Raw genomic sequence first — 20,831 nt, 5'->3', positions numbered from 1 at the left:
TCGGAACCGACCGACGGAGGTGCTTTGCCGTGCCATAACCCGATGCACGGCATTGAGCTGGGGTTTTGTCTGGCGATGGACGATCAGGTGATGGTGTTCCGGCTGCTTATGTGGCGGTCACGCAGCGACGCCGCCAAGACCGCGGAGCTGCTCGTCCTACGCCATGAGGTCGCGATCCTGCGCTGGGTCGGCAGGACGCCCGTTGCCGGTGCGGTGACGTCGAGACGCTGCTGACCGCTATGGAGCGCGCGGTCGTCGGGGTAGCGTCGCTGCCCCGGCTCGGGTTCGATGGATCGGGATGGAACCTGGCACACCGGTGGCGGGTGTTACCGGTATGGGCACCGGTATGGGCACCGCCACGAGACGGGTCGGCGACGTACGCGAGCTGTATGTCACCTCATACGCGCGGCTCGTGCGCGTCCTGGCGGTCGCCGCGGGTGACCGCGCCGAGGCCGAGGACGTCGTACAAGAAGCCTTCGCTCGGCTGGTGCCGCGCTGGCGCGTAATCGCCGATTACGACGACCCCGAGGCGTGGGTGCGCAAGGTGGCCTTCCGGCTGCTGTCCAAGCGGGCGCGCCGCATGCGCCACCACCTCACCCATCACCAACTTGACGTGGGTGCTGCCAGCCGGGAACCCGAGACCGGCGTGGACCTGGAGCGGGCCTTGCGGGTGCTGCCGTTGGCGCAGCGCCAAGTCGTGGTTTTGCACCATCTGCTGGACCTGCCGGTGGCGGCGGTGGCCGCCGAACTGGGGGTCGCCGAAGGAACCGTGAAGTCCCGGCTGTCGCGCGCCCGGGCGACGTTGGCTGCGCTGCTGGGTGAGGAGGAACCATCATGACCGATCTGCACGCTCTTCTAGAGGAGGTGGCAGACCGCGTCCCCGACGCTGTCCCGCCCCCGTTCGAGGCGATCACCGCCCGCATCCGTCGTCGACGGATGCGCCTGATTACTGGCGCGGGAGCCGCCACGATTGTGGTCATCGGTGCCGCGGTCATTGCCTGGATGCTTGCCGGGGCAGAACGTGCCGCTCTCGACCTCGGTCCCGGTGGTGTCGGCGTGTCGCCGACGGCCTCGCCGTTGCCGGGCGCCCAGGTGGTGATACCGCTGACGAAGCCGGTCACGGTCGATGGCGCCGGCACCCAGACCGTTGACCTGGGCACCCCACCGAGCGGGGCCACCGACATCGACGTCGAACTGAGCTGCCTGTCGGCTGGCACGTTCTACTTCGCCGACGGCGCCAGCGTGGGCTGCAGCGACGGCGATGTAGGCAGGCCGCCGGCGCGCTACCAGCTACCGCTTCGCCCGGGCCAGCACTCGACGACCATCAGCGCGGCCACCGGCCAACGCTGGCGGCTGGTCGCGACCTACGCAAAGGTCACCACCAGCGCCTGGGGCACCAACGCCGACGGCCTCACCTACGGGGTCGCGGACGCTCACGGCACACCCGACTTGGTCGCCGTCACCGCGACCAATGGCAAGGCCGGCTACGTCTATGCCAAGGATCTTGCCGAGCCCACCCCGGCCAACCCCAGCCAGGCCGTGCAGCAGCAGAACTCACCGGTCATCACCATCCATCTGCCGGTCTACGAAGCCGACGGCAAGACCAAGATCGGGCAGTTCGACGTCCAACGCCATACCGCGTGACAGTTGTCCACAACCCAGAAGGGGATTCTGCAGGGGCGTCTGGTTGCTGAAGGTAGCCTTTCATGACCAGCCCGGCCGCTGCTGGGGACCATCGGCGTCGATGGGGTCAGACCGGGACCGTCCCACCGCAAGGCGGGACGACCGATAGTGCGCTCGCTAAAGGGCACTGAACGGTAACGGTAATCAGCCTCCCGGTAAGCCGGTGCCGGTGCCCGAGTCACTGTTGGTGTCGGCTGGGCCCTTCCAGCGGTACAAGTGTTCGGGCCGGCCGTTGGCGCCGTAGCGCAGGCTCACGGTCGCGGCGCCCTCCTGTTCGAGCGCGGCGAGGTAGCGCTGTGCGGTGGCGCGTGCGATGCCGAGTTCGGCCGCGATCTCGGCGGCGGTGCGTGCTGTCCGCGGTAGGGCGGTGAGCCGTTCTGCCACGAGCCGTGCGGTGACGCCCGACTGGCCTTTGGGTGCGGTTGGGCGGTCGCCGGCGCGCAGCTGGCGCACGGCGCGATCGATGTCTTCCTGGCTGAGCTGGCTGCCGGCGGCCGTGGCGAGCGCGGTGCGATAGCGGCTGTACGCGGTGAGGCGATCCACGAATTGCTCCGCCGTGAAGGGCTTCAGGAGGTAGTTGAGCGCTCCGTGGGCGAGGGCTGCGCGGACCGCGGCTGGATCGGATGCTGCCGTGAGCATGATCGTGTCCACGTCGGTCTCGGCGAGTACCGCGAGTCCCGAGTTGTCGGGTAGGTAGGTGTCGAGCAGCATCAGGTCGGGCTGCTCGTCGGTGAGCATCCGGCGCGCGTCGGCCGCGGTTAGGGCCGTCCCGATGACCTGGAAGCCGGGTATGCGGCGGGTGAAGGCGACGTGGACCTTGGCGACCCGGAAGTCGTCCTCCACGACCAGTACGCGGATCATTTGTCGGTCTCCGCTGCGACGGCCAGCACGGCGGGCAGGCGTGCGGCGAAGACGGCGCCGTGGCCGTCGCCGCCGGGCCGAGCCAGCCACACCTCGCCGCCGAGGCTGCGGGCCGCCTGCCGGGAGAGGGCCAGGCCGAGCCCTCGGCTGTCGCCGGCTCGGGTTGACACGCCCTGCACGAAGAGGCGGTCCGCCACCGACGAGGCGACACCGTCGCCGGAGTCCGCCACACTCAGGTGCAGCGTGTCCCGTTCGGCGGCGAGCACGATCTCCACCGACGCGGGCCGCGCCGCCCCGAGCCGGGCGGCTTCGATCGCGTTGTCCAGCAGGTTTCCCACGATGGTGATCACTTCGACCGGGGCGGTCACGCGTCCGTCCACCCAGCTCTCCTCACCGATGTCCAAGCGGACACCTTTCTCCGTGGCGATGGCCATCTTCGCCGCCAGGAACGCCCGCAGGTACGGGTCGCGGATGGCGTCGTGGTCGGTATCGGTCGCGGCGGCTGACGGAGCCGACAACATGTGCAGGTACTCCATCGCCTCGGCGTGGTGCCCGGTTTCGAGCAGCCCGGCGATCAAGTGCAGCCGGTTGGAGAACTCGTGCCGTTGGGCTCGCAGGCTCTCAGTCAGCGCACGGACTGCGTCGAGTTCGTTGGTCAACACCTCGAGATCCGTGCGGTCCCGTAGGGTGAGCACGCGACCGAGGTTGCGCCCGTCGCGGCGCACCTGCCGGCGGTTGGCGATCAGCACCCGGTCACCGGCAACGGTGACGAGGTTGTCGGCGCCGCCGGAGCCGGACAGCGCCGACCGGACACCCGCGGGCAGGTCGATCTCGTCGAGCGGAGCCCCGACCGCCGGTTCGTTGCCCAGCAGCCGGATGGCTTCTCCGTTGTAGACGGAGATTCGGTCGGCGGCGTCCACGGCGAGCACGCCCTCGCTGATGCCGTGCAGTACCGCCTCCCGCTCCTGCATGAGTTCGGCCAGCTCGTGCGGCTCCAGGCCCAGGGTCAGCCGCCGCAGCCGCCGGGTCAGCATGGCCGTCCCGGCCACGCCGAGGATGAGCGCGCCGCCGGCGAACAGAGCCGCGACCGCCACCATTCCCCGCCAGCGCGTGTGGATGTCGTCCAGGCTGATGCCCACGCTGACGATGCCGACGACGTCACCGGCCGGGTCGCGCAGCGGCACCTTGGCCCGGGCCGAGTCGCCGAGGGTGCCGTGCTGGACGATCACCACCTCGCGCCCGGCCAGCGCCTCGGACGGGTCGGTACTGACCGGGTGCCGGAGCTCGTCGGGATTCGGGTGCGACAGGCGCAGGCCATCACGGTCGGTGACGACGACAAAGAGCACGTCGGTGCTTCGGCGCACGGCCTCTGCTCTTGCCTGGACCACCCCGTCCGGGTCGTACGAGCCGGTGTGGGGGTCGTACCGCGTCGCGGCCGCCACGATGTCCGGGTCGGCCGCGACCGAGCGGGCGACGCCGCGGGCCCGCTCACCGTACTGCGTGATCAGCTCGCGATCGAGCAGCCAGCCGAACAACAACAGCCCGATGCAGACCACGATCGTGATCACGATGCTCTGCAGGACGAGTGCCTGACGGGTGAAGCTCATGCGCGGGCGAAGCATGGCACGACGGTACGACGCCGCGCCGCCGACGTCACGATCTGTCGCGAGCAAAACGCGCAGAACCTCCAGAACGTGACTTGTGCGCACAACGACTTCAAGGCTAGGAGCCCCCCGGCGGTTGCCCTACCGTCCTCGCAACACCGGGCGATAACCGTCCCGAAATGGCCACGCAACATGAGGAGGAGACGTGACCCAACCCGTGATCGAGCTGCGGGGGGCCACCAAGCGCTTTCGCGGCTCATCCGGCATCATGACGGCCGTCCAGGACCTCACCATCAGTATCCGCCCCGGTGAGTTCGTGGCAGTGGTCGGCCCGACCGGGTGTGGCAAATCCACCACGCTGTCGCTGGTGTCCGGCCTCGACCCCGCGTCCTCGGGCGAGGTTCTGGTGTACGGCAAGCCGGTGCGGGAGATCCCGGAAGGCATCGGCTACATGTTCCAGCAGGACGCGATCCTGCCCTGGAAGAACGTCCTGGACAACGTCGCCGCCGGACCTCAATTCCGCGGCGTGAGCAAGGCCGCCGCGCGTGCCGAAGCAGCCACCTGGGTCGAGCGGGTCGGCCTTGCCGGTTTCGAGTCGTACTATCCGCACCAGCTCTCCGGCGGCATGCGCAAGCGGGTGGCGCTCGCGCAGACGCTCGTCAACAAGCCGAAGATCCTGCTGATGGACGAGCCGTTCAGCGCATTGGACGTGCAGACGCGCGGGCTGATGCAGGACGAGCTGCTGCGGCTGTGGTCCGGCACCGGCGCGGCCGTGATCTTCGTGACGCACGACCTGGAGGAGGCGATCGCACTCGCCGACAGGGTGGTCGTGCTGACCGCCGTGCCGGCCACGATGAAGGCCGAATTCGAGGTCAACCTGCCGCGCCCTCGCGATGTCGAGGAGATCCGACTCACCACGGCATTCCTTGAGATCTACCGCGAGGTCTGGGATTCGCTGCGCGAAGAGGTAGCCCGAGCAAGGAAGGGAGCGACCCTCAGTGCTGCCTGAGACGAAAACGCCGCGACGCCCGGAGCAGGCGTCGCAGGCGGACGCTGACCGTGCGGTGATCCGGGCGGCAGCCGTCGCTCAATATCGCCGTCGCGCCATGGTCTGGGGTGTCCGGCTCCTGATCGTCGCCGTCGGTCTCGGTGCTTGGGAGTTTGCCGCCCGCTACTGGGTCGACTTCGACGGGAACACCCACTTCAGCAAGCCGTTGGACTGGAAGGACCACGCCCAGCGCTGGGGCATCGACCAGTTCTTCTACTCGCAGCCCTCGCAGATCTGGGAGCGTCTGTACGACTGGTTCACCGTCGGGCCGAGCAGCGGCCCGATCTGGGAACACATCGGGGTCACCCTGTGGGAGGCGGTGGCGGGCTTCGTCATCGGTTCGATCGGCGGGGTCGTGCTCGGCGTGCTGCTGGGGCGCGCGCGCTTCTTCGCCGAGGTGCTCGCGCCGTTCATCAAGGCGGCGAACGCCATCCCGCGGATCGTGCTCGCGTCGCTGTTCGTCATCTGGTTCGGTCTCGGCCTGAGCTCGAAGATCGCCACTGCCGTGGTGCTGGTCTTCTTCGCGGTCTTCTTCAACGCGTTCCAGGGCGCCCGTGAGGTGGATCGCAACGTCGTCAACAACGCCCGCATTCTCGGGGCGAGCCGGATGAAGGTCCTCACCTCCATCGTCGTTCCGAGCGCAACCTCCTGGATCCTCGCCTCGCTGCACGTCGCCTTCGGCTTCGCGCTGATCGGCGCGGTCGTCGGCGAGGTCATCGGCGCCAAGCGCGGCCTCGGCCTGCTGATCGCCCACTCCCAAGGCACGTTCGACGCGGCCGGCATCTACGCCGGAATGATCATCATCACGGTCATCGCCCTCGGCGCCGAGTGGCTCCTCACCGCCCTGGAGAAGCGCCTGCTGCGCTGGCGTCCACCGACGGCCAGCGAAGCAGTCCACATCTGACACCCCATCCCCCCCAAGGATCCGACCCCCCAACGGATCCGACACCCCCAAGGAGAAGGCATACATGCGAAGCGTCCTGAAGGCGTTGCTCGCCGTCGGCGTCGTGACCGGTCTCGCGGCCTGTAGCACGGCCCAGCCGCCGGCCGCCCCGAACACCGAAGGTCCGCTGTCGAAGGTCCGGATCGGCGTCGGCGGCATCAACAAGGTGATCTACATGCCAGCCATGCTCACCGAGAGGCTGGACTACTTCAAGGCCGAGGGGCTGGAGGTCGAGCTCTCCGACGAGCAGAACGGCGTCAACCAGGAGAACGAGATGCTCGCCGGGCACCTCGAGGGGGTGGTCGGGTTCATGGACCACGCCTACACCCTGCAGCTCAAGGGCAAGTGCGTCCAGAGCGTCGTGCAGTTCGCCAACACGCCGCTGGAGAAGGTCATGCTGTCGTCGAAAGAGGCGTCGACGGTAAAAACGATGGCGGACCTGAAGGGCAAGAAGGTCGGGTTCACCAGCAAGGGCTCCTCCACGAACGCCCTGATCAACTCCCTGATGGCGAAGGCCGGCGTCAAGGAGAGCGAGTTCACCGGGGTCGCGGCCGGCGCGGGCTCCACGTTCATCGCCTCGATCGAGAATGGCGGTATCACCGCCGGCATCACGACGCCGCCCACGTCGACCACCCTGCTGGACAAGAAGACCGCGACCACGCTGGTCGATCTGTCCACGGTGGACAGTACGAAGCAGGCGCTCGGCGGGCTCTACCCGGCAAGCTCGCTGTACATGCCCTGCGAGTGGGTGAAGGCCCACCCGCGGGAGTCCCAGAAGCTGGCCAACGCGTTCGTCAAGACGCTGCAGTACATCGCCAGCCACTCCGCGGAGGACATCGCCGCCAAGATGCCGGCCGACTACGCCGGCGGCAACCAGCAGTTGTACGTCGCGTCGATCAAGGAGACCAAGGCCGGGTTCACCACGGACGGTGTGATCGACGCCGACGGCGCCCGCAACGTCGTTGAGGTCCTCGCCGCCGGTAACCCGGATGTCGCGAGCAACAAGGCCCAGATCGACGTCGCCAAGGGGTACACGACCGAGTTCGTGACCAAGGTGCCCAAGGCCTGACCGACGTCCAGTCGGCACGGATGACCCGCGCCGGCCGTGATGTCACGTCACGGCCGGCGCGGCAAATGCCGGTTGCCGCTCAGTTATGGCGAACGGGCCGAGGCAGGCCCGAGCGCGCCTCGGCGTAGCGCCCGCGTTCCGCAGTTCGTGGGCATGTGAGCCCGTCTGATGGGGGCGAAGGTGCTGGTCAGCAACGCCATGTGGAGAGCGTGGGCACACGAGATCAACAAACTGTGCCTTCTGGTTCCCGGCGGCCGGATCCCGGGGGCGAGGCTCGGGGTGGGCGAGACCTTCGACCCGGTAGGTGACATGCGCGCCCTACGGACAGGGTCGAAGTCTCGGCACAGTGTTCGGGAGTTCGGTTCCTGCGGGCGACGCGGGAAGGACGACCGGACTCCCGATAATCCATTTCGTGTTGCTGCTCGCGCGCCGCGAGCCACCGTCCTGGTAGTGACCAAGACCGAGCCTCCGATCCCACTGCCGGTGCGGCAGACGACGATCCCGAAACGCAACGGCAAGGTCCGGGCGTTGGGGATCCCGACGCTTGCGGGACCGGGTAGCACAGATGGCCGTCAAGCTGATCCTGGAACCGATCTTCGAGGTGCACGCCTAGGAACAGACGAGCCCACACGTCACCGGCCGGCCCGGCCGCCTGCCGGTCCAGGTTCAGGTTTGCCACATGGACGGGCGGGTAGTTGGCAGGGTCTGGATGGCACGTGTACGAGAGGCAACGGTGGAGTGGCGGACGATCAGGCGAGTCCGGGCGCAGCGTCACCAGGCCGCCAGCCGGCTGGGCCGCCGGGACCGTTGCGTCGCGAATTCTGGCGCAGCCCGATCCGCGGTCCCTGGCTGACGTCGGTGTTCGGCCTGGTGCTGCTGACCGGGGTCACAACGCTGTTCGTGACGGGCCTGTTGTCCTACGCCGCCTACAACCCCGACCTGGGCAACGACACCACCCCGGACAAAGGGCTGCTGGGCTTCTACCTGTTCGACTGGCCGACGCACCCGGCCTGGCTGTACCGGCTCACCCAAGGCCTGCACGTCACGCTCGGCGTCGTGCTCATTCCGGTGCTGCTGGCCAAGCTGTGGTCGGTCATCCCGAAGCTGTTCGACTGGCCGCCCGTGCGCAGCCCCGCACAGGCCCTGGAACGGCTGTCGCTGCTGCTACTGGTCGGCGGGGCGATCTTCGAGTTCGTCACGGGCCTGCTCAACATCCAGCTGTTCTACGTCTTCCCCGGCTCCTTCTACAGCCTGCACTTCTACGGCGCCTGGGTCTTCTTCGCCGCGTTCGCCGCCCACGTCGCCCTGAAACTCGGTCGGATGACGCGGGCCCTGCGCTCGCGCCGACTCCGCGACGAGCTACGCACCGACCTTGCGCACACCCGTCCCGAGCCCGCCGACCCTGACGGCCTCGTGTCACCCGCACCGGCCGCGCCGACGATCTCGCGGCGCGGCGCGGTGGGGATGGTCGGCGCCGGTTCCCTGCTGTTACTCGTGCTGACGGTCGGGCAGAGCCTTGGCGGCTGGGCGCGGTACACGGCCCTGCTGGCCCCCCGCAACCGCAACCCCGGCGGCGGACCCAACGGCTTTCAAATCAACAAGACGGCCTCGTCCGTCGGCATCACGGCGACCGACGTCGGCGATGCGTGGCGGCTGATCGTGCGGAATGGCGACCGTGAGCTCACCCTGACCCGGGAGCAGCTGCTCAAGCTGCCGCAGCACGCCGCCGCACTGCCGATCGCCTGCGTCGAAGGGTGGTCCACCGAGGATCAGCACTGGAGCGGGGTGCGCCTGGCCGACCTGGCCGACCTCGCCGGGCTGCCCGGCGCGGCGAACGTCCTGGTCGAATCCGTGCAGCGGACCGGGTCCTTCCGGTCCGCCGTCCTGCGCGACAACCAGATCCGCGACCCACGGTCGCTGCTCGCCCTGCGGGTCAACGGCGCGGACCTCTCGCTCGACCACGGCCATCCCGCTCGTGTGATCGTGGCGGCCAACCCCGGTGTGAACAACACCAAGTGGGTGGGCGCACTGACCTTCCGGATGTGAGCATGGCCCGCTTCATCCACTGGTACGGCGCGAACCCGTTGCACCTGCTCACCCTCATCTGCGCATTCGCGGTGGCCGGCTACGCGGCCGTGCGACTGTTCGCGGTCCAACCTATCGGCGTGGCCGTGTGGCTGGTCGGCGCGGCGATCGCGCACGACCTGATCCTGTTCCCGCTGTACGCGGTCGCCGACCGATCGGCCCGGTCGGTGCTGCACCGCCGCGCCGCCGATCTGCGCACTATCCCGTGGATCAACTACCTGCGCGTACCGACAGTGCTGTCCGGCCTACTGCTGCTGGTGTGGTTCCCGCTGATCTTCAGGATGGTGCCCGGCTTCGAAGCCGCCACCGCGCTGTCACAAGACGTCTACCTCGGCCGCTGGTTAGCGATCACCGCCGTGCTGTATGGCGGGGCAGCCCTCGCCTTCGCCCTGTCAGTACGCCGGACCCGCCCGGCCGGAGGCGGATAGTGCGTAGGAAAGGCTTCATTGAACGCGTTCCAGATCGCCTTCGAAGGTCGTCGGCCTGCCGCCAGCCTGCTACCAGGCCTGCTGGCAGCTACCCGGACTGGACGGCCGGTCTCGGTGGCTTGTGCCCAGGCCAGCTCTCGCGCGTGGGCTCGAGCGGCGCGCAGTGCGGCCAGGTACGGTTCGCCGGTGCCGGCCAGGGCCCGCCTGTGCCAGACCCGTGGCGTCGGCGAGGTCGGCCAGCAGCCGGGTCCCGGCGTGGGCGACCACGCCGCTGCCGTCGGCGGTGACGGTGAGTTTCGGTCGAGTCCGAGTAACCTGCATCCCCAGCGTCGGGGCACCAGAACGCTAGGGGTGCCTTCGGTGGGGCCGGTGGCGCAACCGTGGTCGCGGCGAGGCTGGAAACCCGGATGGGGGAGATCTTCCATCGGGACTTCTACGGCTACCGTCCCGGCCGGTCGGCGCTGCAAGCGGTCGCGCGGACCAAGGAACGTTGCTGGCGGATGGACTGGGTGGTGGACATGGACATCGCCAAGTTTCTTCGACAGCGTCCCGTGGGATCTCATGGTCAAAGCCGTGGAGGCCAACACCGACCAGCCGTGGATCATCGTGTATGTGAAACGCTGGCTGGCGCGCCGATGGTCACCGCGGACGGAACCGTGATCCACCGCGAGCGGGGTACCCCGCAGGGTTCAGCGGTGTCACCGGCGCTGGCGAACCTGCTCCTGCACTACGCGTTGGATGCGTAGCTGGTACGGACGTTTCCGGACGTCGAGTTCGCAGCGAGGCCCGCGCTATCCAGGTGCGGGACGCGATCGCGGAGCGCATGCAGCAGGTGGGCCTGCGGCTGCACCCGGACAAAACCGGATCGTCTACTGCCAGGACAGCAACCGGCGAGGCTCGTACGGGCAGACATCGTTTTCGTTCCTGGGCTTCACGTTTCGGCAACGAGGAGCACGTAATCGGCGAGGCCAGACCTTCAGTGGGTTCCTGCCAGCGCGCAGCGACGCGGCCCAGAAGAAGATGAACACAACGGTGCGATCGTGGAAGCTGCACTACAAGACGACCCTGACGCTCGACGACCTCGCACGGTGGATCAACCCGATCGTGCGAGGTTGGATGCAGTACTACGGAGCGTTCTACCGCTCCAAACTGCACCCGCTGCTGGAGCGCATCAACGCCTACCTGATGCGGTTCCTCCGTCGCAAGCTCAAACGGTTGCGGAGCAAGAAGAAGGCCCGCCAGTACTGGAAGAGGACCGTCGCACGGCGGCGGGGCCTGTTCGCGCACTGGGCATGGAACACCTCGTTCACGACCGCCTGGTGACCAGGGTGACAAGAGCCCGGTGAGCCGAGAGGTCCACGCCGGGATCTGTGGGAGCCGGAGGGTGAAACTCCCTCCGGCCACCCGACAAGGCACCCGTTCCTTATCGACCCACCATGTGGGCAGCCTCAATGAAGAGCCCAGGCTAGTTGGGCGAGGCGATGGTGAGGGTTGCTGCTGCATTGCAGCAGAGTGAATCTGCATTGGGAGGGATTGCGGGAGTAGAGGCGCTAATCTCGACGGCAGTGTAGCCGCCCGCCACGAGAGATTCAGGGACCGTCCACGGCTGGTCGAACTTACCGCAGGCGTCAGCCCGCACTGTCGGGAGGTCGTCCAACTTTCCTGTGGGGTTCGGCTTTTTTCCGTACAAGGAGATCGCAATTGCCGTATCGGGAGGGTAGCCATCGCCGTGAACAACCACTCGCTGCCCTTGGCGGGCCTCCGCGGGGAACAGTTGAAGTATTGCGTCGGTCTTCCGGTTGGGACATGGGACGCTGGAGCTTGCTGATGAGATGCCCGCTTCCTTGTTCGCATCGTGGACTTCGCTCCATACTGCCACTACGCACGCTGCGACCAGTAACACGGCCACCATCGACCAGAGGTGCCATTTCCGAAGCCATGGCGGCGGCTTTATCCAATTAAGCACCATCCCTAGGATGGCCCCAAGCAGCACTCCCGCCGTGGTGAGCAACAGCTTCAGCAGCATGCCCAGCATCATTCCAGATTCCCGCAACTTGAAGCATCGTGAAGGAAGCTCGGATTTCATATCAACGGATCTATCCGGCGATTGACATCAACCTGTACCTGCCGGGAATGGCATCCGTGCAGGTCGCCGAGCCCTCTTGATGTCTAGGCCCGACCTTGGTCTGGTCGAGGGCGTCGCCCGTACTCGTCGTCACCGATGACTGCGCGATGTTGCCGCCTCATGCTGCTGCGACTGGCGTACCTGGGCATCACGAACGCGTTTACGTTGCTGCGCCTGCTGCCTGGCGGCGACCGCGACAACGACATCGAGATTCTGTCGTTGCGCCACCAGCTCGCGGTGCTGCAGCGCCAACTCGACGGGCAGCAGGTCCGGTTCGAGCCAGTCCGATCGGGCGTGGCTGGCCGCGCTGCTGCACCCGCTGCCGAGGCCGACCCTGCGGCGCCTGCGGCTGCTGGTCCGGCCCGACACGGTTCTCAAGTGGCACCGTGACCTGATCGCCCGCCGCCACGCCGCAGTATCGCGGCCCCGGCGGCGCGGTCGACCCCGCACGCTGCGCCCGATCCGGGCGCTGGTGTTGCGCCTGGCGAGGGAGAACGGCAGCTGCAGGTATCGGAGGGTGCATGGCGAACTGCTCACGCTCGGGATCAGGGTCGCCCCGTCGGATCCAGCGCGCCTGCGGCGGAACCGTCAGGATCGTTAGTGAGCACGGCGGTAAGGTGCTCACCACGGACGACCCCGCCGGAGATCGGAACTCGGTCCGGCTGGAGACCGATCGAGGACGCGGCAATCAGCGGTGGCGGCTGGCCACCGACGACCGCGTTGCCTTCCTCGTCGAGGCGAAACAGTCGGCGCACGCCTTCGACGCGAGAACGGACACAAAGGTACCCGCGGTCGAGCCCGACGGTTCGGTCGCAGACCCGACGCAGCCGATCCTGTGGTCGACGCACTGGCAACCCTGGCAGCACTGGCTGATAGTCCGCGTGCCGCTCGAGTAGTCCCAACGGGGCCCACCGCGACTGCGACGCCGAAACGCTCAACGCCGGCCCGCACCACATCGTCGCCGCCGATGCGGCCGTGCATGTGCCCTGCCGCTGGACCCGGCGTCGGACTGGGACCGGCAAGGCGACTCACTGGTGCCCGTGCCATTGCCCTACCGGCGATTTGCCTCACCCTGGCCACCTCGCGGAATCGTTCGCATGCCATACGCGGAATCGGTCGCAATCCGGGGGATGCCGGGCGGCCGAAGCGGCGGCTGACCGGTCGTTGACTCGGCCGATTGCACGGGGACAAACAACCGGCAAGATTGAGCGCACCCGATGTTACGATCAATGACGGGAACGCCACTTGACCAGCGACGAACGTATCCGAATCAAGTTCGACGGGCTGACCCTGGCCGAGGCGAACCAGGCCGCGGCTGAGCTACAGGAGATGGTCGTCGACGCTGCCGACCGGGCTGGCGAGGAGGTCGGCTCCAGCGTGGAACGCCACCGGACCGACACTCAGGACTTCGGCGCCACGCTCGTGCTCGTCCTCGGCACCCCGGCCGCCGTGGCCGTGGTGCGGGCCATTCACGCCTACATCGCCAAGCGCGGCAGCCGGGTCGTCATCGAGACCGCCGACGGGGCCCGGGTCGTGGCCACCGGCGACGCGGCGGCGAACATCGACGTGGCGCGCACGGTCGAGGCGATGCGCGCGCGCCGATGACCGCACGCCGCCTGCTGGTCGTCGTCCTCGGCGCGAGCGAGTTCCCGCGCATGCGGCAGCGGAACAAGGACAACGTCGCGTTCCGCAACTCGGCGACGGCCCTGGCGAACTTCCTCGGCGGCGAGCGGCACGGCCCCGGCGCATACGTGGTGGAGAGCCTCTTCGACGCCGACGACTCCGTCGGCGACCACGTCTACCGGCTCGCGGACCTGCTGCGCAAGCACGCCGACGCCACCGATCTGATCATCTACTACGTCGGGCACGGCGGCTTCATCGGCCGCAAGGACTATTTTCTGACGCTGCGCTCGACCGACGACGTGCACAGCGACGTCACCGGCCTGCGCGCCAGCACGCTCGCCCGGGTCGTCAAGGAGTCGTTCCACGGCGCGGTGTACGTGCTGCTGGACTGCTGCTTCGCCGGCCACGCCGTCGCGGAGTTCCAGTCCGTCGACGCGGTCGGCCGGCTCGCGAGCACCATCACGCTGCCGGCCCTGGGCGAGCGGGGCACCGCCATGCTCATCGCCACATCCAAGGAGGAGCCGGCGCTCGCCCCGACCGGCCGGCCGTTCACGATGTTCGCCGAGGGCCTGCTTACGGCGCTGGCCTCCGGCGCGGCGAATCTCGGCGAGTACCTGAGCCTGCAGGACGTCGGTGACCTCGTCGTCGACGTGCTGCGGCGCAGATACCCGCCCGACTACGTCGTGCTGCCGGAGGTCCACTCGCCCCGCCAGATCGGTCCCAGCGTCGCCAAGCGGCCGCTGTTCGCCAACGCCGCCTACCGCGCCGACCGGCCGTCGCCCGGCGCCGACGCCCCGCCGCACCCGCTGGACCGGTTCCGGGACGGCCCTGCCGCCGGGCTGGCCCAACTGCTGCGCGAGGCCGAGCGGCACTACCGGATCCTCGGCCGGGGGGCGCCGGAGCCGGTGGACTGGCTGGATCAGGTCGGTGCCTGGCGCGAAGCCGTGGCGGCCGCGGACCCGGCCCAGATCGTGCTGATGCGCTTCGGCCCGCCGACCGAGGAGGAGCTCTCCGGCGCGTTCCGGCAGCTGGCCGAGTGGCTGCGCGGGCGCACCGGGGTGCCCGTCACGTACAACCTGCCGACGACCGCATGGGAGGAGCGGGGCCGTGCCGTATGAGCAGCCCGCGACGCGCAAGACGCCCGCGCTGATCATCTACCTGCTCGACATGAGCGGCTCCATGGCCGAGAAGGTCGACCTCGGGCCGTCCGCGCCCGAGCGACTCCGCGGGGTGACCAAGACGGATCTGGTCACCCGCGCGCTAGCCGCGGTCATCAAGGAGATGCTGCAGCGGTCGATGAAGGGCAGCGTGCCTGCGGCGCGGTACCGCGTCGCCGCGTACGCGTACAACGACCGGGTCCACGACGTTTTCGGCGGCGCCTGCCCGATCACCGACCTGGTGCGTATCGGCGTGCCGGCGATGAAGCCGGAGAGCACCACCGACGCGGCGAAGGCGTTCCTGAAGGCGGAGCAACTGCTCATCTCGGAGCGGACCGCACTGCGCGACTGTCCAGCCCCGCTGGTCTGCCACCTGACGGACGGCGACTTCAGCGGCGACGACCCCGCGCCCATCGCCGAGCGGATCCGGCAGATGACGTTCGCCGACGGCCCGGTGCTGGTGGAGAACATCTTCTTCAACGAGTTCGCGCTGGTGGACCCGGTGCGCGACGTGCTGGCCTGGCCCGGCGTCACCTCGCCCGACGACCTCCTTAGCAGCGGCTCCCGGCGGCTGTACGAGATGTCCTCGGTGATTCCGGACTCCTACCTGCGGCTGTTCCACGAGCGCGGCTACGCCATCCGGCCGGGCGCGCGCATGGTGTTCCCGGGTGAGACGCCGGAGATGCTCAAGGCGGCGTTCACCATGTCGGGCATGACGCCGATCGCGTAGCCGATCTGGAGGCGAGCATGGCACGTCGAAACCAGCGCAGTTGGTGGCCGTTCTGGCGGTCGGCGAAGCGGCCGTCGCCGGTCGAGTTCGACCCCCTGCGCCGGGAGCCCGTCCGGCGCTGGGGAGCGGGCGGCGCCGTCGTGCGCGGCATGCTCGACCGCTCGCCCGACAGCGCCGGCCGCGGAGAGCCGTCGCAAGACTACGTGGCGGTGCTGTACGGCAAGAACCGGCTCTCCTTCGCGGTCACCGACGGCGTCAGCTCCTCGTTCCTGGGCGACCTCGCTGCGCGGTTCCTGGCCACCCGCCTCGTCCCGTTCATGCACGAGCAGCAGCCCCCGCTGCGCTCCGAGGCGGCGTTCGCCGCCGCGGTGCAGCGGCACCTGGTGCAGCTGGCCGAGGAGTACGGACCCCAGGTTGCCGGGCACCCGATCCCGGACGGCGCGGCCGGGTACGTGCGCGAGTTGCTCGAGCATCGGCGGGAGTACGGCAGCGAGGCGATGTTTGGCTGCGGGACGATCGACTTCCGGCGCGACCGCATTGTCACGCTGGCCTGGCTCGGCGACGTGCGCCTCGTGGTGCTGGGCGCCGGCGGGCGGCGGCGAGACTTCTCCGGCAGTACCGCCGATCGCTGGTCAAGCCGCCTCGGCCCCCGCGGCGAGGTGGAGTGCCGCCGCTGGCGTCTGGGCGACGTCGAGCGGGTCGTGCTGTGCTCCGACGGGGTCGCCGCCGACCTCGACGCCGTCATCGACCTCGGCGACCGCGCCCTTGACGAGGTGCTCGCCGCCGCCGCGCAGCGCCCCGACAGCGACGACATGTCGCTGCTGGACATCGCCGTCGCCCGCAGCGCGATGCCGGACCCGTCCGTTACGCACCAGGCCGGCCGCAGCGCGGTCCACAGTGGACATTCATCCCGGCTCGACCGCGGCGAGCCCGTCCCGGTGGAGGCGACCGCCGGCGTCCCACCGCCCGGCCGACTGCGCTGGCGGGGTCCGGCCGGTGCCGGCTACACGATCTCCTGGGACACCGTGCCCGGCGCGGAGGCGTACACACTGGAGCTGTCGCCGACGGCTGCCTTTGACGACCCGCTGACGTACCGGGTTACCCGCACCGAGTTCACCGCCCCCGCGCTGGACGGCCCCGTGTGGGTGCGCGCCCGGTCGCACGCCCAGGGGGACGCGGGGCCGTGGGGGAGTGCGGCCGAGCTCACGACGGCGCGCCTGCCGTTCGTCGTCTCCCAGCACGGTGACCGCGTCCGGCTGACCTGGCCGCCGGGCGACCCCAGCGTCCTGCGGTTACGGGCCGGCGGCCGGACCTGGGAGGTCGACGCCGGCACCGACGGTGTCGAGCTCCCGCTGCCGCCCGGGCGGTGCGTGGCCCGGCTCGGTGTGCGGGGCCCGGACGGCGAGCTGGATTGGGGCGCGGAGTTCGCGTTCGAGGTGCTCGCATGATGCGGTACCGACGGTTTGACCCCGCCGATTGGCTGGACAGGACGGTCATTCTGCGCAACCGGCGGTACACCTTCGTCCTCGACGACCAGGTGTTCGGCGGCTTCGAGCCGGCCGCGGTCCACCGCATCGGCGGCAAGGCCGACGTCTACCAGCTGCGCGCCGAGGATGACGGCACCGTCCACGCGCTGAAGGTCTTCAACAAGCGGCACTCGGTCGACCGGCACGTCACCACGGCGGCCCTGCTCAACATCGCCCGGCTGCTGCCCGGCCTGCGGGTCTGCACCCGCGCGGTGGTTAGCGACACCGAGGCGTTCGTCCTCGGCGAGCCCGGCCTAGCCTGGGCGATCATCATGCCGTGGATCGAGGGCCGGCCCTGGGCGGACTACATCGAGAACGAGGCGCCGTCTCGCGCGGAGTCGATTGCGATCGCCCAGGTCACGGCCCGCCAGCTGGCCACGCTGGAGTCGAAGGAGTTGGCGCACACTGACATCTCCAGCACGAACGTCATCGTCGCCGCGAGTGGGCGCGGGCCCGATGTGCAGTTCATCGACGTCGAGGAGATCTTCGGGCACCTGTTCGACAAGCCGGTCGACCCGTCGGCCGGTACCCGGGGCTACGGCCACCCGCACGCCGCTGGCCAGAGCTGCTGGCAGCCGGCCGGTGACCGGTTCGCAGGCGCGATCCTGCTCACGGAGATGCTGACCCTGCACGCGGACGCGATCCACGAGCAGGTCGCCGATGCGAGCCTGTTCGCCCCGGACGAGTTGTGCGCCGACACTGGCAAGAGCCGCCGGGTCCGCCGCGAGTTGGCGGCGCTGTACCCGTCCGCGGCCAGCCTGTTTGACCGTGTATGGAGCTCGAGCGGCCTGCGCGACTGTCCCGCCCTGAAGGAATGGGCGGACGCGCTGGACGCGCTGGGCCGGCCACAGCCGCCGGTACCAGGGCCCCGCCGCGCGCCCGACGAGGATTCCTTCGTCCCACCAACCCCGGCGCCGCCCCCGGTCTCGGCCCCACCCCTACTCCCGACCCTGGCTCCGCATCGAGTCCCGGTTCACCCGCCCGTCGTGACGTCTGTCTCGCCTCTGGTTCCGGTCTCGCCTCCAGTCCCGGCCCCGGCGGCGCCCGACCCGTCGGGCGATGTGCCGAGCAATCCGGGCATCACCTTCGTCCCGCTCGTCGACGTCGACGACAGCTGGCGCGCCCAGCCCTGATCGCCGCAACCGTCATCGCCGGCCGAGCTGCCGCGGTTATGGGGCGCGGGCACGTGCTCGTGGTCGAACGTCACCACGTCGCAGCCCTTCGCGGCCAGGCGCTGCACGATCGCCAGCCGGGTCGGATCGGCCAGGCCACGGAACAGCGCCGCGGCCGCCGCGAGATCCTGCCGTTGGCCCGCGCTCGCGTCCGGCACAGTTCCCATCGCCACCACACGATGATGCTGGCCGGGACCGGTGCCAACTGGTGCGCCGATGCCCGGCCGGACGGCGTCGCCTCGGGCCAGCCCCGGCGGGCGGGCGGTTCAGTTCGCGCCGGCGGTGGGGGTGAGCACGTCGGCGGCGATGAGCCCGAACAGCAGCAGTCCCGCGGCCACCCGGTAGACGACGAACACGGTGAACCGGTGGTGGGTGATGTAGCGCATTAGCCAGGCGATGACGGCGTAGCCGACGGCGAACGCGATCACGGTCGCCAGCGCGGTCGGGCCGGCCGCCGGGGCGTCCCCGTCGCCGATCTTCGTCAGCTCCAGCAGTCCGGAGGCCAGCACGGCCGGGATGGCCAGCAGGAACGAGTACCGCGCCGCCGCCTCCCGGCGGAAGTCCATCAGCAGGCCCGCGGCGATCGTGCCGCCGGACCGCGACACTCCCGGGATGAGGGCCAGCGACTGCGCCAGGCCGAAGACCAGGGCGCTGCGGGGGCGCAGCTCGGCCAGCGTTTTCTGGTTCGTCGCCGCGTGGTCGGCGAAGGCCAGAACGAGCCCGAATCCGACCAGCATCGCCGCGGTCAGGCGCAGATCCCGGAACACGGTCTCGATGCTGTGCTGCAACAGCAGCCCGAGCACCGCGATCGGCACGGTGCCGAGGATGACGTACCAGCCCAGCCGCGCATCAGGGTCCTTGCGCAGCTCGGGGCGCACCAGCGACCGTGTCCACGTCGCCACGATCCGGCCGATGTCCCGACGGAAGTACAGCAGCACCGCGGTCTCCGTGCCCAGCTGTGTCACCGCGGTGAACGCCGCCCCCGGATCCGACCAGCCCGCCAGCGCCGACACGATCCGCAGGTGCGCGGAGGAGGAGATCGGCAGGAACTCCGTCAGCCCCTGCACCAGCCCCAGCACGGCCGCCTCGAACCAACCCAACGGATCCACCGGATTTCCCTTCCGTCATACCGTGCCTCGCCGCTACGGCCGCCGCCGAACCCACCCGCCGCCCGCCCGTCCCAGCCTCGGGGCAGGCCGCGGCCAGCCCCCGGCGAGCCGGTTCCAGCCGTTCGCCGTGGCGGAACGCGGGCAAGCGTACCGGCCCCGCCAGTAGGCGCCAGACGTCGGTCACCACGGCTCAGGCGCAGGCGCAACGTCACCGGCAGCGCCCGCTCTAGCTACAACCTTGTAGTAATGACCGGTTGCCGTTACTACAATCTTGTAGCTAATATGATCGCGTGAGCGACCCTGGCCAGCCGCGCTGGCTCGACGAGGAGCAGCAGCGGATCTGGTATCTGGTCGCGTATGCGCTGATCCGCGTGCCCGCCACCCTGGACGCGCAGATGCACCGCGCCGCGGACCTGAGCCAGTTTGAGTACATGGTGCTGTCCGCCCTGTCGCTGGCACCCGGGCGCCGGCTGCGGTTGCGCGTACTGGCCGGATACACCGCCAGCACCCTGGCCAGGCTCGGCAACGTCATCACCCGGCTCGAGCACCGCGGCTGGGTACGGCGCGTCCCCGACCCCGCCGACGGACGCTCGACCCTGGCCGTGCTCACCGACGAGGGCATGGCCAAGGTCGAAGCCAGCGCACCCGCACACGTGGCCGAGGTCCGCCGGATCATCTTCGACCCGCTGACCAAGACACAGCAGCGGCAGTTGGGCGTCATCGCCCAGCGCATCCTCGCCGTCACCGACCCGGACGGCCCGGCCACCGCCGCCACGGACACCACCCAGCCCTAAACCAGTTCCGTTCCTGTACGGCCTGGCCCGAGGCCGGGGCGTCGATCCGCGCACGACCGGAAGGACCTTGCAGCATGCCCACCATCGCCATCGTCGGGGCCGGCCCCGGCCTCGGCCGGTCCATCGCCACCCTGTTCGGTAGCCACGGCTTCCAGGTCGCCCTGATCAGCCGCAACCCGGGCAAGCTCGACGGTCTCGTCGCGGAGCTCACCGCCGCCGGGATCACCACGGCCGGGTTCCCCGCCGACGTCAGCGACCATCCGGCGCTGACCGCGGCCCTGCAGCAAGCCGCCGCCCGGTTCGGCGGGATCGACGTGCTGGAGTTCTCCCCGTACGCCGGTCTCACCCGGGTCAGCCCGGACCAGGTCGGCATCGACACCCTCCGGCCCGAGATCGAGCAGCTGCTCTACGGCGGCGTCACCGCCGCCCGCGCGGTCCTGCCCGCCATGCTCGAGGCCGGGGCGGGCATCCTGCTGTTCACCACCGGCGGCGGCGCGATCAACCCGTACCCCATGCTGGCCACCACCAATGCCGCCCAGGCCGCACTGCGCAACTGGGTCCACAACCTCCACCAGACCCTCGCCGAACGCGGCGTCTACGCCGCCACCGTGGCCATCAATGTCTTCATCGGCGCGACCCCACCCGCCCCCGGCATCCCGCACGCCGACCCCGACCACATCGCCCACACCTACTGGGATCTCCACAACCAGCGGGACCGGCCAGAACACGTCATCAACGGCTGACCGCCCGCGACGCGCCGACGGTGCCGCGGCGCAGGTGGGACTGTACAAATAACGGCGGATCTGCTGATCAAGGGAGAGACGCCAGATGACGACGGAGACCACCGTCGAGCGGGAGCCGGCCGCCGTGTCGG

The 20,831-nt window shown here is 69.4% G+C and carries 23 protein-coding genes; 19 read left to right on the top strand and 4 right to left on the bottom strand.

Going from position 1 to position 20,831, the window contains the following annotated elements:
• Nucleotides 1-42 precede the first annotated feature (42 nt).
• The 3 genes from ACGFI8_RS42860 to ACGFI8_RS42850 all read left to right on the top strand — a co-directional run bounded on the left by ACGFI8_RS42860 (nucleotide 43) and on the right by ACGFI8_RS42850 (nucleotide 1,644).
• Nucleotides 43-234 carry a hypothetical protein gene (locus ACGFI8_RS42860; protein WP_392813552.1) on the top strand — a complete coding sequence of 64 codons (192 nt, stop codon included), beginning with the start codon at nucleotides 43-45 and terminating at the stop codon, nucleotides 232-234.
• A gap of 112 nt (nucleotides 235-346) precedes the next feature.
• A complete protein-coding gene (locus ACGFI8_RS42855; protein WP_392813550.1) occupies nucleotides 347-838 on the top strand; it encodes a sigma-70 family RNA polymerase sigma factor in 492 nt (163 codons plus the stop codon).
• On the top strand, nucleotides 835-1,644 hold the full coding sequence (locus tag ACGFI8_RS42850; RefSeq protein WP_392813548.1) for a hypothetical protein: 810 nt from the start codon (nucleotides 835-837) through the stop codon (nucleotides 1,642-1,644). Before ACGFI8_RS42855 ends, ACGFI8_RS42850 begins: the two co-directional genes overlap by 4 nt.
• Nucleotides 1,645-1,827: 183 nt before the next feature.
• Here the strand turns inward: ACGFI8_RS42850 and ACGFI8_RS42845 are convergent, their stop codons facing one another.
• Together ACGFI8_RS42845 and ACGFI8_RS42840 are read right to left on the bottom strand one after the other, a co-directional pair.
• Nucleotides 1,828-2,544 (bottom strand): response regulator, encoded by a 717-nt coding sequence (locus ACGFI8_RS42845; RefSeq protein ID WP_392813547.1) that lies wholly within the window; start codon nucleotides 2,542-2,544, stop codon nucleotides 1,828-1,830.
• On the bottom strand, nucleotides 2,541-4,166 hold the full coding sequence (locus ACGFI8_RS42840; protein WP_392813545.1) for an ATP-binding protein: 1,626 nt from the start codon (nucleotides 4,164-4,166) through the stop codon (nucleotides 2,541-2,543). Before ACGFI8_RS42840 ends, ACGFI8_RS42845 begins: the two co-directional genes overlap by 4 nt.
• A 187-nt stretch (nucleotides 4,167-4,353) precedes the next feature.
• Here ACGFI8_RS42840 and ACGFI8_RS42835 point away from each other — a divergent pair, with 187 nt between their 5' ends.
• From ACGFI8_RS42835 to ACGFI8_RS42805, 7 genes are all read left to right on the top strand, one after another.
• Nucleotides 4,354-5,157, top strand: a complete 804-nt coding sequence (locus ACGFI8_RS42835) for an ABC transporter ATP-binding protein (protein WP_392813543.1) — start codon at nucleotides 4,354-4,356, stop codon at nucleotides 5,155-5,157.
• A 97-nt stretch (nucleotides 5,158-5,254) separates the two neighbouring features.
• A complete protein-coding gene (locus ACGFI8_RS42830; protein WP_392813541.1) occupies nucleotides 5,255-6,100 on the top strand; it encodes an ABC transporter permease in 846 nt (281 codons plus the stop codon).
• 64 nt (nucleotides 6,101-6,164) lie between these two features.
• Nucleotides 6,165-7,208 carry an ABC transporter substrate-binding protein gene (locus ACGFI8_RS42825; RefSeq protein ID WP_392813540.1) on the top strand — a complete coding sequence of 348 codons (1,044 nt, stop codon included), beginning with the start codon at nucleotides 6,165-6,167 and terminating at the stop codon, nucleotides 7,206-7,208.
• 807 nt (nucleotides 7,209-8,015) lie between these two features.
• On the top strand, nucleotides 8,016-9,254 hold the full coding sequence (locus ACGFI8_RS42820) for a molybdopterin-dependent oxidoreductase (protein WP_392813538.1): 1,239 nt from the start codon (nucleotides 8,016-8,018) through the stop codon (nucleotides 9,252-9,254).
• A gap of 2 nt (nucleotides 9,255-9,256) precedes the next feature.
• Nucleotides 9,257-9,721 (top strand): hypothetical protein, encoded by a 465-nt coding sequence (locus tag ACGFI8_RS42815; protein ID WP_392813537.1) that lies wholly within the window; start codon nucleotides 9,257-9,259, stop codon nucleotides 9,719-9,721.
• Nucleotides 9,722-10,101: 380 nt separating this feature from the next.
• A complete protein-coding gene (locus ACGFI8_RS42810) occupies nucleotides 10,102-10,467 on the top strand; it encodes a reverse transcriptase domain-containing protein (protein ID WP_392813536.1) in 366 nt (121 codons plus the stop codon).
• Complete coding sequence (locus tag ACGFI8_RS42805) at nucleotides 10,460-11,044, top strand: group II intron maturase-specific domain-containing protein (protein ID WP_392813535.1); 585 nt, start codon at nucleotides 10,460-10,462, stop codon at nucleotides 11,042-11,044. The genes ACGFI8_RS42810 and ACGFI8_RS42805 overlap by 8 nt, the downstream gene beginning before the upstream one ends.
• 142 nt (nucleotides 11,045-11,186) lie before the next feature.
• Here ACGFI8_RS42805 and ACGFI8_RS42800 read toward each other — a convergent pair whose 3' ends face one another.
• On the bottom strand, nucleotides 11,187-11,747 hold the full coding sequence (locus ACGFI8_RS42800) for a hypothetical protein (protein ID WP_392813533.1): 561 nt from the start codon (nucleotides 11,745-11,747) through the stop codon (nucleotides 11,187-11,189).
• Between the two features lie 219 nt (nucleotides 11,748-11,966).
• On the opposite strand from ACGFI8_RS42800, the gene ACGFI8_RS42795 reads away from it, so the two are divergent.
• The 7 genes from ACGFI8_RS42795 to ACGFI8_RS42765 all read left to right on the top strand — a co-directional run bounded on the left by ACGFI8_RS42795 (nucleotide 11,967) and on the right by ACGFI8_RS42765 (nucleotide 18,015).
• Nucleotides 11,967-12,236: a hypothetical protein gene (locus tag ACGFI8_RS42795; RefSeq protein WP_392813531.1), complete on the top strand. Its 270-nt coding sequence runs from the start codon at nucleotides 11,967-11,969 to the stop codon at nucleotides 12,234-12,236.
• A 227-nt stretch (nucleotides 12,237-12,463) separates the two neighbouring features.
• Nucleotides 12,464-12,742 carry an RICIN domain-containing protein gene (locus tag ACGFI8_RS42790; protein ID WP_392813529.1) on the top strand — a complete coding sequence of 93 codons (279 nt, stop codon included), beginning with the start codon at nucleotides 12,464-12,466 and terminating at the stop codon, nucleotides 12,740-12,742.
• A gap of 349 nt (nucleotides 12,743-13,091) precedes the next feature.
• Entirely contained in the window at nucleotides 13,092-13,451 is a 360-nt protein-coding gene (locus tag ACGFI8_RS42785; RefSeq protein WP_392813528.1) for a hypothetical protein, read from the top strand.
• Entirely contained in the window at nucleotides 13,448-14,587 is a 1,140-nt protein-coding gene (locus ACGFI8_RS42780; protein ID WP_392813527.1) for a hypothetical protein, read from the top strand. The genes ACGFI8_RS42785 and ACGFI8_RS42780 overlap by 4 nt, the downstream gene beginning before the upstream one ends.
• Nucleotides 14,577-15,356, top strand: coding sequence for a hypothetical protein (locus tag ACGFI8_RS42775; protein WP_392813525.1), 780 nt, complete (start codon nucleotides 14,577-14,579; stop codon nucleotides 15,354-15,356). Before ACGFI8_RS42780 ends, ACGFI8_RS42775 begins: the two co-directional genes overlap by 11 nt.
• A gap of 17 nt (nucleotides 15,357-15,373) precedes the next feature.
• Nucleotides 15,374-16,804, top strand: a complete 1,431-nt coding sequence (locus ACGFI8_RS42770; protein ID WP_392813523.1) for a protein phosphatase 2C domain-containing protein — start codon at nucleotides 15,374-15,376, stop codon at nucleotides 16,802-16,804.
• Nucleotides 16,801-18,015 carry a hypothetical protein gene (locus ACGFI8_RS42765; RefSeq protein WP_392813522.1) on the top strand — a complete coding sequence of 405 codons (1,215 nt, stop codon included), beginning with the start codon at nucleotides 16,801-16,803 and terminating at the stop codon, nucleotides 18,013-18,015. The genes ACGFI8_RS42770 and ACGFI8_RS42765 overlap by 4 nt, the downstream gene beginning before the upstream one ends.
• A gap of 305 nt (nucleotides 18,016-18,320) precedes the next feature.
• Here the strand turns inward: ACGFI8_RS42765 and ACGFI8_RS42760 are convergent, their stop codons facing one another.
• The gene (locus ACGFI8_RS42760; RefSeq protein WP_392813605.1) at nucleotides 18,321-19,154 is read right to left on the bottom strand and encodes an undecaprenyl-diphosphate phosphatase; all 834 of its coding nucleotides are present in this window, start codon (nucleotides 19,152-19,154) and stop codon (nucleotides 18,321-18,323) included.
• Between the two features lie 299 nt (nucleotides 19,155-19,453).
• Between ACGFI8_RS42760 and ACGFI8_RS42755 the strand changes: the two genes are divergently transcribed.
• Nucleotides 19,454-19,957: a MarR family winged helix-turn-helix transcriptional regulator gene (locus tag ACGFI8_RS42755; RefSeq protein WP_392813520.1), complete on the top strand. Its 504-nt coding sequence runs from the start codon at nucleotides 19,454-19,456 to the stop codon at nucleotides 19,955-19,957.
• 74 nt (nucleotides 19,958-20,031) lie between these two features.
• The gene (locus ACGFI8_RS42750) at nucleotides 20,032-20,700 is read left to right on the top strand and encodes an SDR family NAD(P)-dependent oxidoreductase (protein WP_392813519.1); all 669 of its coding nucleotides are present in this window, start codon (nucleotides 20,032-20,034) and stop codon (nucleotides 20,698-20,700) included.
• Nucleotides 20,701-20,831: the final 131 nt, after the last annotated feature.

Origin of the sequence: Dactylosporangium sp. NPDC048998, assembly GCF_043197855.1 — a bacterium.
In the GTDB taxonomy this organism is placed as follows: Bacteria; Actinomycetota; Actinomycetes; order Mycobacteriales; family Micromonosporaceae; genus Dactylosporangium.
The sequence above is the reverse complement of the archived record's forward strand: the minus strand, read 5'-3'. Positions and strand labels throughout refer to the sequence as shown.

Coding starts and splice junctions, on each gene's coding strand:
- ACGFI8_RS42815 (WP_392813537.1), top strand. CDS start 9,257: ATGGCCCGCTTCATCCACTGGTACGGCGCGAACCCGTTGCACCTGCTC.
- ACGFI8_RS42800 (WP_392813533.1), bottom strand. CDS start 11,747: ATGCTGCTGAAGCTGTTGCTCACCACGGCGGGAGTGCTGCTTGGGGCC.
- ACGFI8_RS42795 (WP_392813531.1), top strand. CDS start 11,967: ATGCTGCTGCGACTGGCGTACCTGGGCATCACGAACGCGTTTACGTTG.
- ACGFI8_RS42805 (WP_392813535.1), top strand. CDS start 10,460: ATGCGTAGCTGGTACGGACGTTTCCGGACGTCGAGTTCGCAGCGAGGC.
- ACGFI8_RS42855 (WP_392813550.1), top strand. CDS start 347: ATGGGCACCGCCACGAGACGGGTCGGCGACGTACGCGAGCTGTATGTC.
- ACGFI8_RS42830 (WP_392813541.1), top strand. CDS start 5,255: ATGGTCTGGGGTGTCCGGCTCCTGATCGTCGCCGTCGGTCTCGGTGCT.
- ACGFI8_RS42770 (WP_392813523.1), top strand. CDS start 15,374: ATGGCACGTCGAAACCAGCGCAGTTGGTGGCCGTTCTGGCGGTCGGCG.
- ACGFI8_RS42860 (WP_392813552.1), top strand. CDS start 43: ATGCACGGCATTGAGCTGGGGTTTTGTCTGGCGATGGACGATCAGGTG.
- ACGFI8_RS42840 (WP_392813545.1), bottom strand. CDS start 4,166: ATGCTTCGCCCGCGCATGAGCTTCACCCGTCAGGCACTCGTCCTGCAG.
- ACGFI8_RS42780 (WP_392813527.1), top strand. CDS start 13,448: ATGACCGCACGCCGCCTGCTGGTCGTCGTCCTCGGCGCGAGCGAGTTC.
- ACGFI8_RS42850 (WP_392813548.1), top strand. CDS start 835: ATGACCGATCTGCACGCTCTTCTAGAGGAGGTGGCAGACCGCGTCCCC.
- ACGFI8_RS42765 (WP_392813522.1), top strand. CDS start 16,801: ATGATGCGGTACCGACGGTTTGACCCCGCCGATTGGCTGGACAGGACG.
- ACGFI8_RS42825 (WP_392813540.1), top strand. CDS start 6,165: ATGCGAAGCGTCCTGAAGGCGTTGCTCGCCGTCGGCGTCGTGACCGGT.
- ACGFI8_RS42845 (WP_392813547.1), bottom strand. CDS start 2,544: ATGATCCGCGTACTGGTCGTGGAGGACGACTTCCGGGTCGCCAAGGTC.
- ACGFI8_RS42750 (WP_392813519.1), top strand. CDS start 20,032: ATGCCCACCATCGCCATCGTCGGGGCCGGCCCCGGCCTCGGCCGGTCC.